Origin of the sequence: Streptomyces chlorus, from assembly GCF_042655885.1 — a bacterium.
Taxonomy (GTDB): domain Bacteria; phylum Actinomycetota; class Actinomycetes; order Streptomycetales; family Streptomycetaceae; genus Streptomyces; species Streptomyces chlorus.
On sequence record NZ_JBHSOA010000085.1, the window covers coordinates 18237 to 28818 of the forward strand.

General features: G+C 65.5%; 14 protein-coding genes and 2 pseudogenes. 5 read left to right on the forward strand and 11 right to left on the reverse strand.

The window, feature by feature from the left end; all coding sequences use genetic code 11:
* The 3 genes from ACFPZI_RS30715 to ACFPZI_RS30725 form a co-directional block, all read right to left on the reverse strand.
* Window positions 1–402 (reverse strand): DUF3037 domain-containing protein, encoded by a 402-nt coding sequence (locus ACFPZI_RS30715; protein ID WP_381369930.1) that lies wholly within the window; start codon window positions 400–402, stop codon window positions 1–3.
* The gene (locus tag ACFPZI_RS30720; protein ID WP_381369932.1) at window positions 399–1169 is read right to left on the reverse strand and encodes a HipA family kinase; all 771 of its coding nucleotides are present in this window, start codon (window positions 1167–1169) and stop codon (window positions 399–401) included. Before ACFPZI_RS30720 ends, ACFPZI_RS30715 begins: the two co-directional genes overlap by 4 nt.
* Window positions 1170–1248: 79 nt before the next feature.
* On the reverse strand, window positions 1249–1827 hold the full coding sequence (locus ACFPZI_RS30725) for a site-specific integrase (RefSeq protein WP_381369935.1): 579 nt from the start codon (window positions 1825–1827) through the stop codon (window positions 1249–1251).
* A 173-nt stretch (window positions 1828–2000) separates the two neighbouring features.
* On the opposite strand from ACFPZI_RS30725, the gene ACFPZI_RS30730 reads away from it, so the two are divergent.
* Window positions 2001–2264, forward strand: a complete 264-nt coding sequence (locus ACFPZI_RS30730) for an NAD(P)H-binding protein (protein ID WP_381369938.1) — start codon at window positions 2001–2003, stop codon at window positions 2262–2264.
* A gap of 64 nt (window positions 2265–2328) precedes the next feature.
* Here ACFPZI_RS30730 and ACFPZI_RS30735 read toward each other — a convergent pair.
* The 7 genes and pseudogenes from ACFPZI_RS30735 to ACFPZI_RS30765 all read right to left on the reverse strand — a co-directional run.
* A pseudogene (locus ACFPZI_RS30735) lies at window positions 2329–2421 on the reverse strand (IS5/IS1182 family transposase); the annotation flags it as partial.
* 113 nt (window positions 2422–2534) lie between these two features.
* Window positions 2535–3281 (reverse strand): GOLPH3/VPS74 family protein, encoded by a 747-nt coding sequence (locus ACFPZI_RS30740; protein ID WP_381369941.1) that lies wholly within the window; start codon window positions 3279–3281, stop codon window positions 2535–2537.
* On the reverse strand, window positions 3278–3715 hold the full coding sequence (locus ACFPZI_RS30745) for an alpha/beta hydrolase (protein WP_381369961.1): 438 nt from the start codon (window positions 3713–3715) through the stop codon (window positions 3278–3280). Before ACFPZI_RS30745 ends, ACFPZI_RS30740 begins: the two co-directional genes overlap by 4 nt.
* Before the next feature lie 199 nt (window positions 3716–3914).
* Entirely contained in the window at window positions 3915–4757 is an 843-nt protein-coding gene (locus ACFPZI_RS30750) for an alpha/beta fold hydrolase (RefSeq protein WP_069867377.1), read from the reverse strand.
* Between the two features lie 135 nt (window positions 4758–4892).
* Window positions 4893–6200, reverse strand: coding sequence for a glutaminase (locus ACFPZI_RS30755; protein ID WP_381369945.1), 1308 nt, complete (start codon window positions 6198–6200; stop codon window positions 4893–4895).
* Window positions 6201–6534: 334 nt separating this feature from the next.
* On the reverse strand, window positions 6535–7203 hold the full coding sequence (locus ACFPZI_RS30760) for an NADPH-dependent F420 reductase (protein WP_381369947.1): 669 nt from the start codon (window positions 7201–7203) through the stop codon (window positions 6535–6537).
* On the reverse strand, window positions 7200–8270 hold the full coding sequence (locus ACFPZI_RS30765) for an LLM class flavin-dependent oxidoreductase (protein WP_381369964.1): 1071 nt from the start codon (window positions 8268–8270) through the stop codon (window positions 7200–7202). The genes ACFPZI_RS30760 and ACFPZI_RS30765 overlap by 4 nt, the downstream gene beginning before the upstream one ends.
* 178 nt (window positions 8271–8448) lie before the next feature.
* Between ACFPZI_RS30765 and ACFPZI_RS30770 the strand changes: the two genes are divergently transcribed.
* Window positions 8449–8727, forward strand: a complete 279-nt coding sequence (locus ACFPZI_RS30770; RefSeq protein ID WP_381369950.1) for a hypothetical protein — start codon at window positions 8449–8451, stop codon at window positions 8725–8727.
* On the opposite strand, the gene ACFPZI_RS30775 is transcribed toward ACFPZI_RS30770, so the two are convergent.
* Window positions 8713–8871: a hypothetical protein gene (locus ACFPZI_RS30775; protein WP_381369953.1), complete on the reverse strand. Its 159-nt coding sequence runs from the start codon at window positions 8869–8871 to the stop codon at window positions 8713–8715. The two genes, ACFPZI_RS30770 and ACFPZI_RS30775, sit on opposite strands and share 15 nt — an antisense overlap.
* Window positions 8872–8963: 92 nt before the next feature.
* Between ACFPZI_RS30775 and ACFPZI_RS30780 the strand changes: the two genes are divergently transcribed.
* The 3 genes and pseudogenes from ACFPZI_RS30780 (at window position 8964) to ACFPZI_RS30790 (ending at window position 10273) form a co-directional block, all read left to right on the forward strand.
* On the forward strand, window positions 8964–9452 hold the full coding sequence (locus ACFPZI_RS30780) for a serine hydrolase (RefSeq protein ID WP_381369956.1): 489 nt from the start codon (window positions 8964–8966) through the stop codon (window positions 9450–9452).
* Between the two features lie 191 nt (window positions 9453–9643).
* A pseudogene (locus ACFPZI_RS30785) lies at window positions 9644–9802 on the forward strand (MoaF-related domain-containing protein); the annotation flags it as partial.
* Window positions 9779–10273, forward strand: a complete 495-nt coding sequence (locus ACFPZI_RS30790) for a nuclear transport factor 2 family protein (protein WP_381369967.1) — start codon at window positions 9779–9781, stop codon at window positions 10271–10273. The pseudogene ACFPZI_RS30785 and the gene ACFPZI_RS30790, both read left to right, overlap by 24 nt.
* The last annotated feature ends 309 nt before the right edge of the window (window positions 10274–10582 follow it).

Here is a 10582-nt window from a genome sequence, read left to right on the forward strand (position 1 = left end):
TCAGCGCACCAGCAGGTCGAGCAGTCGCTGCACCTCGGCCGCCGGATCGGCGGTGAGCCCGGTGTGCACGGGACCGGGCTGGACGATGGTGGAGCGCGGGGCGATCAGCCAGCGAAAACGCCGGCCGGCGTCGTCGCCGGCGGCCTGACCCGCCGCGTCCCCACCCGCGCACACCCCCTCGACGGCACGCAGCGCGGCCCGGACGCCGGCCAGGTCCACGTGCGGGTCGAGTGCCAGCAGCCGGGACGCGTCGAGGTGAATGCCGGCCCCGACAAACGCCTCGTGACGGCAGTACACGATCACCCCGGCGTTGACGCACTCGCCCCGTTCGATCCGCGGCACGACCCGCAGCAGCGCGTACTCGAAGACATGCCGGTCGATCCGGTCACTGCGGTCGCTCACTGGTTCTCCTTCTCCCCGATGCCGTGGACGCGCTCGTGGACGGTGGCCGCGCGGGCGAGCAGGGCGCGCGCGTAGGCCTGCCGGAGCTCGTCCGGCGTATCGAATCCGGGTTCACCGGCCAGCCATACGTCGGGGATCTCCGCGGTGACCTCGGCGAGCAGGTCCGCGGTGACGTGCGGCGCGAGTTCCGCCGCCGCGGCGGCCACGTCCGGCCCGAATGCCTTCAGGGCATGGTCGGAGGCGTCGTAGGGTCGGGCGACGGAGCGCTCCACGCCGGGCCAGTTGTGGTGCCAGATCATGGTCGCGCCGTGGTCGATGAGCCAGAGTTCGCCGCCTCGGCGGAGCAGGTTGGGGTTGCGCCAGGAACGGTCGACGTTGTTCACCAGCGCGTCGAACCAGACGACCCGCCCGGCCTCCTCGGGGCTCACCTCGAAGGCGAGCGGGTCGAAGCCGAGCGCGCCGGAGAGGAAGTCCATGCCCAGATTGGTGCCCCCGCTGGACTTGAGGAGTTCCTGAACCTGTTCGTCGGGCTCGCCCAGTCCCAGCACCGGATCGAGTTCGACCGTCACCAGGCTCGGCACCCGGAACCCCAGCCGTCGGGCGAGTTCCCCGCAGACGATCTCGGCGACCAGGGTCTTGCGGCCCTGGCCCGCACCGGTGAACTTGAGGACGTAGGTCCCGAGGTCGTCGGCCTCGATCAGTCCCGGCAGCGAGCCACCCTCGCGCAGGGGCGTGATGTAGCGGGTTGCGGTGACCTCGATCAGCATTTCCCCAGGCTACGCGATCCCTTGGCCTTGCAATCCATGACCTTCCCAAGACCCCCGTGTTCCGGGGAATCGGCCACGATCAGCCCTGGGGAGAATCTGGGGAGTTTCGGCCGGCACACTGATCTCCCTTCTCCCCGAGCAGTCCGTCGATCACGGTGCGCCCCTTGCTCCCGGCCTCCGGCATGAAGTGAGCGTAGTAACCGAGCGTGACGGCTGGCGAGGAGTGCCCGAGCCATCGCGCCGACGTCACCACGGACTCCCCCGCCTCCAACATGATCGAGGCATAGGTGTGCCGCAGTACGTGGAAGCCGTCCTTCGGCGCCGCCTCCCACTGCCACTGCTTCGCATCCTTGGCGCGCGGTGGAATAATCCCGGCCTCGGCGAGCGCGGGCTTCCAGGTGTAGGTGTTCCACGTGTTCACGGCAATGGCGTTGCTGAAGCGCGTGGTGAGCACGAGGGAGAACTTCCTTGTCGGTCTGTCCGGCCCCGGCTTCTCCCAGGGAAGCTCCACCTCCACCGGTGGGAACATCTCAGCATGACGCTTCAGTTCATCTGCCACCGATGAGGGCATGTCGACGGTACGCGTCTTCGCACCCTTCGGCAGGGTGAAGTACAGCTTCCCGTTGATCGCCTGGACCTGGTGGCGGACATGCAGCACACCCCTCGCGTAGTCGATGTCCTCCGGACTCAGCCCGAACACTTCGCCCTGTCGAGGCCCGCACCCCTTCGTCCCGGGCGCGGCCGACCGCGATCTCCTCACGCTCCTCGAGCGTCAACGGTCTCCGCACTGCCACGAGCAACCCTTCTCACCTGCACTGTTGCTTCGAGGCTATGACACCGCCGGGTGTAGACGTCGCACTCAGCCGAAGCGATCTGAATTGGTTGATTCTCCGTCCCTCACTCCTCCTCGACGATCCGGGAACCGGCACCGTGTCTCTCGGGCCGGCGGATCTCCATGGGGAGATCGCTCGCGAAGACGTCGCCGCTACCCTCGCTGAACTGCTCCACGAGCCCCGGATCGGTCGGCAGATCCTTGAACTCAACACGGGGTCGACACCCATCGAGGAGGCGGTCCGTGCGAACGTCCGTTCCTGAACCACGCATTGGCGCTGGACTTCGACAGCCGGGCTGAGTAGTGCAACGGTGAGAAGCCGTAGGCGCATCTGTCGTCACTCTCATGGGCGACGATGAGCAGAGTTGCCCACTCGACCAGGGCGTGAGGTAGGCCGAGTGCGGCGGGACATGGGACCAACGGGGCGCCTGTGCTGATGAGTCGAGACGTCGAACACCTCTCTCAACGGCACAGGAGCCTCGTGCGTTGCGGACGCCGGCCCAGTCATCCGACCAGCGGTCACTCTGAAACACTCACTGATGCGACGACGCTACGGCGGCTGTGCTGATGACGCTATTGACGATGACTGCGGTCATGGTGCGTGTGACCGCTTCGCTGGTGGCTCCGGCACCCCAGTTGCCACGTTTCAGCTCCTGAGCACGGTTGATCACCGCCGAGGTCCAGGGGATCTGCGGGTCGAACTGGGGGAGCGCACCGCTGGCCCCGATCAGAGCCGCAAGTGCGGCGATGCGAGCGGTTGGCTCCGTACCGTCGACGAGGACGTCACGGACTTCTTTGAGGAGGCCGGCCCGACGCCCGTTCTGGCTGTCCTTGAGGACGGTCATCTTGAAGAAGCCGAGTACCTTGCGGTTGCCCCTGCGAATGTCGCCGCGTGCGATGAGGCGTTCCAACAGGGGGTGACGGAGTCTCGGACCGATCGCGGGGAGCACAGTCTGCACGCCACGCGGTTTGTCCGACACATACTCCCAGGCGGAGAGGAGGATCTCATCCGACGGCGGCGCCTTCTCCCGGACGGCTTCCACGTTGATGGACCCAGCCCGGGTTGTCGTAATGGCTACGGATTCGTGAAGGGCAAGGTCCGCGAGCACAGCCCCGGCGAGCACGTAGAAGAGGGTGTTCTCGCCTGCGATGACTCCGGACTCGGGTTGAAAGAGCAGAAGTAAGAGGTCCTCGGGCAGGATCGGGGAGCCGGGACTATTCGCCGTCCAGGGTGTCTTTGCCCTTGCCTCGATGGATGGTTCGTCAGGTTGTTGAGTCATTTGTCGGTACCCTCTCCTGTGGTGTGAACTGCTCTCTTTCCTGGGATAGACGGATCTGTGAACAACGGGGCTTCGATGGCGTGTTCGGCGTTCTCATCGAGCGGTGTCCACGGCTCGTACGTGGACCGCTTCAGGGGCAGGGGTTTGCCGGCCGCGGCAATAGTCTGAGCGGGGCGGTCTCCGCCGAGCAGGAAGTCGAGCACTGGGCGGTCCACTTCCTTCGTGCCGTAGGGGAAGACACCGTGGATGCTCTCGTTGTCGACCGCGATCAAGCTCGTGTTTGCCAGCCCCGTGCCGGCCGTCCAGCCCTGCTCAAACGGCGTCATCGAGTCGAGCTCGCTCTGTAGGACAATGGTCTCGGGGAAGCTTTCGTCCTGCGCCGGCATCCTCGACTCGGTCGGCCAGAACGCACACGGCGGCGTTACGATGGTGATGGTGGCGGGTGGTGTTCACTGTTGTGTCCGCCAGTTCAGCGAGCTGGCGAGTGTCCCACGGCATGTCGTATCTCTCCCGCGTTCGAGGGGCGTATGTGGCGCCTCAACATCAGTTCGGCGCCACATACGCCCCTCGTCGGCGGCGATGACGCGGTTCCGCGTCATGAGAAGCCTCAGGGGAACAGCCGGTCATCCACCGTCACTTCGAGAGGAAGTCGCGCAGCGCGGTGTTGACCTCGTCGGCGTGGGTCCAGAGCAGGCCGTGCGGCGCTCCCTCGACCTCGACGTAGTCGGCCTCGGGGAGTGCCTTGTGGAATCGGCGCCCAGTGGCGTCGATCGGGAGGATGTTGTCCTTTGTTCCGTGCAGGATCAGTGCGGGCTTGCCGCTCGCGCGGACCGCCTCGACGTCGGCGCGAAAGTCCTCGATCCATGCCGGTACCACAGCGTACGCAGCCACCGGAGCGCTGCGGATCGCGACGTTCCAGCTACCGGTCACGACCTCCTCGCTGATACGGGTGCCGAGGTTCTCGTCGAGGTTGTAGAAGTCCGCGTAGAACTGCTTGTACCAGGCGTACCGATCCGCCTTTGCAGTCGCGGCGATGCCGTCGAAGACCTCCTGCGGCACCCCGTCGGGGTTGTCGTCGCGGGCGACGAGAAACGGCTCGAGCGAGGCGAGGAAGGCAAGCTTCGCGACACGCTCATGACCGTAGCGACTCACGTAGCGGGCGAGTTCCCCGGTGCCCATCGAGAAACCGACAAGGACGACGTCCTGCAGGTTGAGGGTCTCAAGGACCGTGTTCAGGTCAGCGGCGAAGGTGTCGTAGTCGTAACCGGAGTTCACCTTCGACGACTGGCCGAAGCCACGACGGTCATAGGTGATGACCCGATAGCCCTGGGCCAACAACTCGCGCGTCTGACGCTCCCAGCTGTGCCCGTTCAGTGGGTAGCCGTGGATCAGGACGACCGGCTGCCCAGAACCCTGATCCTCGTAGTAGAGCTCGACCGGCGTACTGTTCTCCGTGCCGACGGTGATGTAACCCATGACTTCTTTCCCTTCTGGCCGACGAAACGAACGCCGACCCATATCTGTATGTGGAAACCGTGTGCTCGGAGGCGGGTCAGAGGTCTCGCCGTTCCGCATCGGCCTGCGGTGGGACGCGAATTCCACCATGCGCTTTCAACCGCCCTGACCTCCTCCCGCGATCGCGGCGTGTAGGTCAGCGTGATCCATGTTGTCCACGAGTGTGACTCGGCCACCATCGCCGGGATCGGGATCGGGCATGATCGATTCTGGGTCGACGAGGTAGACCTCGTGACCATTCAGCGTCAGCCGGCGCGCGACCTCCAGCAGCACGCGCCGTGCCACGTCGTCGATCGAATAGACCCTTGTCAGGTCCAAAGCCACCCTGACGTCCGAAGGCGAAATGTCCATGGCTTCCTGAACAACTCTCTCGGCTCCGGCAAAGCCGATGCCACCTTGCAGTTGCAGGACCCGGAGCGCGTTCGGTCCGCTGCCGACGACATGGTGGGACCGCACGACGGCACGCGCGGCGGCGGGGACCTCCATCACATGCAGGCCCATGTCTGAAGAGAACCGTTCGAAGAGTGACACTCCGCGAACGCTGTTCCCGTGACTATCCAGTCGTGGTGAGAACGTGGCAATGCCGATCTGTCCAGGGAGCGCGCCGATCAGGCCCCCGGCCACCCCGCTCTTGGCCGGAATACCGACCTGGGTCGCCCAGTCACCAGCGGCGTCATACATTCCACAGCTGAACATGACGCTCAGCACCTGACGCACCACCGGTTCCGGCACCACCTGCTCACCCGAGAGAGGGTTTATCCCGCGGTTGGCCAACGTCGCGGCCATCATGGCCAGATCTCGCGTGGTGACGAGCACGGAACACTGACGGGTGTAGCCGTCCACGATGGCCCTTGGGTCCTTGGTGAGGACGTTGTGACTGCGGAGCATGTGTGCAATGGCGAGGTTGCGGTGCGCGTGCTCCATCTCTGACGCACATACCGCCTCATCCGTCTTCAGTCGACGACCGGCGAACGCCGACAGGCCGTGGAGCACGCGCTCCACACGCTCTGTCGGATTCAGGTCCTCCGCGCCGGCCAGTGAGTGCACGGTGATCGCACCGACGTTGATCATGGGATTGAGAGGGCGCCCCGTATCGCTCTCGAGAGAGATCTCGTTGAACGCCTCTCCGGACGGCTCTACACCGACTTTGGCGAGCACAGGGTCGAATCCGCGATCAGACAGGGCCAACGCATATATAAACGGCTTGGAGATCGATTGGATGGTGAACTCGATATCGATGTTACCGGCACCATAGACCTCTCCGTCAATCATGGCAAAGGCCGCACCGAGGCGCTCGGGGTCCGCTGCTGCGAGCTCAGGAATGTATCCCGCCGGCTCTCCGGACGTGTCCGACTCCACCTCTCTCAGCACCTCGGCCAGATAGTCGGGAATGATTGGCCGCATTCGTCCTCCATGCATAATTGCAATCTTCACGCTGTGAGAACCGCGTTGCGTCCGCCCTTGTGTCAGGCTGCCCCTGGCGGCACTTCACGGCGTCACATTGCGATGCAGCCCAGGGAGATGACCCCACGTTTCGCCAGGCGCGGCGCGCGCGTGACGCAGATGGCGAGCGAACATCGGGCACAACGGCACGACGGTGACGTCTTCGCGAATGCTGTCTGCGAGTGCCTTTCTTGTGTTGTCAGTCAACCCTTGAGTCATCTGACTGTCCTTCTTCAGAGAGCGTCACGGCGTGGCCACAGTCCTCCGGTCCGGCCGAGGTGCTTCTGTTTCTCTGTTACGAGTACTCAAAAAGTCTTGTCGGAGCAGGGGTGGCGGTAAGCACGCGAAGCTGGTCGGCGTCGACATTGGCTCCGAAGGCGGGGGTTCCGGGCTCGAGCCGGACGCCCGCTGCGAGGTCGCCGATGGTGAGTGGGTCGAATCCGAGAGTGTCGATCAGCGCAGAGACGACAGCGAGATCCTCGGGCGAGTCACCGGCGATCGCGATGGCCTTGCGTCCGAGGTCGCCGGCTGGGCGAGCCCCGTCTTCGAGGTCGTGGTAGCCCATGTGGTTGAGGGCTTTCACGACACGTGCGCCCGTCAGGAACCGCTGAACGACTTCGCTCGAAGAGGTGTCGGGCGGGAGGATCGCGTCGCGGGGACCATCGACCTCCCACCAGTGGTTCATCGCGTCGATGACCAGTTTTCCCTCCAGCTTCGGGACTGGGAGGTCGCGGTGTTTGCCGAGCGGGAGAGCGAGGATCACCACGTCGGCGGCATCCGCGGCCTGGGCCGGCCACACGGCGGTCGCTCCGGGGGTGAGGATTTTGGCGGTAAGCACGATCTTGGAGGGGTCACCGGACCCTGAGATCAGGACGCGATAGCCGGCGGCGACCGCCCGGCGCGCCAGGACGGTGCCGACTTTCCCGGCTCCCAGGATCCCGATGGTGGTGACAAGGTTAATCATCGCGTGGCTCCCGCCGTGGCCGCGGGCTGCTCGGCCAGAAGCTCTCGGATCCGAGGGATGACTTGGGTGCCGTACAGCTCGACCGAACGTAGACGTGCGGAGGCGGAAACGGTGCCGGCGGCGGAGTAAATCATGTCGAACCGGCCCGCGTTCAGTACCCGGATGGCATGGGCGATCTTGGCCGCGACCGTCTCAACCGAGCCGACATACAGCGAGCCGCGGTCCACCTCGGCGTCGAAGTCTTCCCGGCGGAGCGGCGGCCAGCCGCGCTGCCCCCCGATCCGGTCGCGGATCTCCTTGTACCCGGGGTAGAAGAGCTCCTTGGCCTCTTCGTCGGTGGAGGCGACGAAGCCGGGCGAATGCGTCCCGATCGGCTGTGCGATCGTGCCGAACTCCTGGCTGGCACGCCGGTACAGGTCTACGTAGGGGGCGAACCGGTCGGGGGCGCCGCCGATGATTGCCAGCATGAGCCGGAAGCCATATTGAGCGGTGCGGAGCACGGACTGCGGTGTCCCGCCAACCCCTACCCAGGTGTTGAGATGTCCCGAATCCGTCTTCGGGTACACATCTGCATTGTGCAGGGCGGCGCGCGTGGTGCCTTCCCAGGTGACCGGCTTCTCGTCCAGGAGCCGATGGAAAAGGTCGATCTTCTCCTCGAACAGCACCTCGTAGTCCTTGAGGTCGTACCCGAACAGGGGGAACGACTCGGTGAAGGAACCGCGTCCGAGGATCACCTCGGCGCGGCCGTTGGAGAGCGCGTCGACCGTGGCGAACCGCTGGAACACCCGCACCGGGTCGTCCGAGGACAGCACTGTCACGCCCGAGGCGAGCCGGATGCGCTTCGTGGCTGTCGCGATGCCCGCCAGTACTGTCTCAGGGCTGGAGATCGCGTACTCGGGTCGGTGGTGCTCGCCCAACGCGACAACGTCGATACCGACCTGGTCGGCAAGGACCGCTTCGGCCACCGCGGCGCGGATCGCCTGCGCGTGCGAGACGATCACGCCCTGATCGTTTCGGGGCCGGTCTCCGAAGCTGTCGACACCGAACTCGATTTGCGAAACATCCATCGTGTCCACTTCGCTCAACGCTTTCGTTGTGTCGGCGTGTGGCGGTGCGTGGTTCGTGACGACCGGACGGGACGTTCGTCCCGAGCGACCTGCGAGAGTTCCCCGCCGGTCAGGTCCCGCGCCCACACCACCTCCGCCGATCTAGTTGACGTGTAAACCATGACACTCCATGGTTTACATGTCAACTAGATCGTGGCGTGGTGGGTGCAGCTGCACGCCGCCGGTCGGGGTCGCCCCTCTCGACGGGCCCCGGCGGCGCGAGCACTCCCAACGTCACGAGATCCGCGCCCCGCTGTTCAATCTCGCCCATCAGGCAGGGCTGGCGGTGATCGACCGGCCACTCGGGTTCGGCGACCTGACTGGCTCACGCACCCTCGCCACGGCTCTTGCCGAGGAGCGTCCGGTATGGGAGCCGGGCACCCGGCACGGCTACCACGGCCAGTCATTGGGCTGGTAAGAGAGCGAGCTCATCAGCCGGATCGATCCTGGAAAACGTCGTATCGGCCGGTGTTTCGCCGACGAGGTCGCGACGCCGTTCGGCCTCGACTTCCACTTCGGTCTGCCGCAGGACACTGATCGCGATCGGGTCGCCCGTATCCACGGATTTCGCACCTGAGAGCGATGCCGGCATCATTCGTCCGGGCATACGCGAATCCGCGGAGCTTGACCGCCAGGGCGTTCGGCAATCCGCGGGTGCTTGACACCGTGGAGAACTTCAACCGGCCGGATGTGCAGGCCGCGGAGATACCGGCGGCCAACGGCGTCGGCCAGGTGCGGTCGATCGCCAAGCTCTACGGCGAGGTGGCGACCGGCGGCGCCGCCCTGGGTCTCACCGATGCCACGATGGACGCGTTGCGCGTCGCCGCCCCACCTCCGACGAACGGACTGTTCGACGAGGTGCTGCGCGTCGAGACGAGGTTCTCCCTGGGGTACGTCAAGCCGTTCCCGGCGTTCAGGTTCGACTCCGAGTCGGACCGGGCCTTCGGGACGATGGGCCTGGGCGGGTCGTTCGCCTTCGCAGACCCGGACACCGGTACGGGCTTCGCGTACGCGATGAACCGCTCTGGCTTCCGGCTGTGGGACGACCCTCGTGAAGTGGCCCTGCGGGAGGCGCTCTTCGCGCGGGTCCTCGCCGAGCGGCCTCAGCGGCCCGACCCGGCCTCCGGGGGTTCTGGCCTCTGATTCGCGGAGCACTTGAGTGTGTGCCACGTCTCAGAAGACTTGCGCAAACACCGGCCGTGAGTTGAAACTTCAACTCGCCATCGAGGATGTGAGCCTCCGTCTGGAGGACGTGTCATGACCAGGCAACTGACCGGCCGCAGCTACCGCTTCGACCCCGGCGAACTGAAGGTGCGCTTCACCTTCGACTCGCCACCCAGGGCAGCTTCGTGGTGGTGCACGGTGCGGGGCTCGCCCCTAACGGTCACGCCGAAACGGTGGCTCCGAACCTGCGGGAGATCCGCGAAGGCGTCTACCTGAACTCCTGGACCGAGGCGAGCGGGGCCACGGTGACGCACCTGGAGGACTTTGAGAACGGGACGTTGTTCCAACGTGACCGTCGACCGCAAGCTCCACCACTTCACCGGAACGATCAAGGAGGCATTACCACGACCCAGCACGCCGCCGCGCAGGACGATCAGGCAAAAGGCAACGTCGACATCGTGCTCACCGCGATGCGGGAGCTGTTCGCCGACAAGGACCTCACCGCGATAGATCGATACTGGGCTGAGCCCTACGTTCAGCACAGCCCGCAGATGCCCAATGGGCTCGGCACTCTCCGCAATGTCGTTCCAAACCTGGAGGGCTTCTCCTGGGAGCCGCAGCGGATCGCCGCCCAGGGCGATCTGGTCTTCACTCACAGTATCGTCCACGGCTGGGCCCCGAATCCCGTGGCCATCGTCGACATCTTCCGGCTGGACAACGGACGCATCGTGGAACACTGGGACGTCGTCCAGGACATCGTCTCTCCTGAAGAATCTGCCAACGGCAACACAATGGTGTAGACCCGGCAGCGCCGCCCGGCGCCGGCCTCGCCGCCTCCTGTGCGGAGAGCGCCAGAGAGTGGTCGGCCTGCCGTCGCCAAGTGCGGCCGACGTGCGGCTACTTCTGACCTGATCCTCAGAGGTTGACATGTCAACCATATCGCCCTAGGGTTCTGGGAGAAAGCTCAGCTAACCCTGCGCCCTTCCGGTCCTGGCGCGGGAGGGGAGGAGGGAAACCCCATTGGCCGGCGGCCCCGCACGCCGGTGCGTCCCTTCGGTCGGCACAGGGCTGACCTCTCGTGGTCCAGGCAGTCGAGTCCCCCCGCCCGG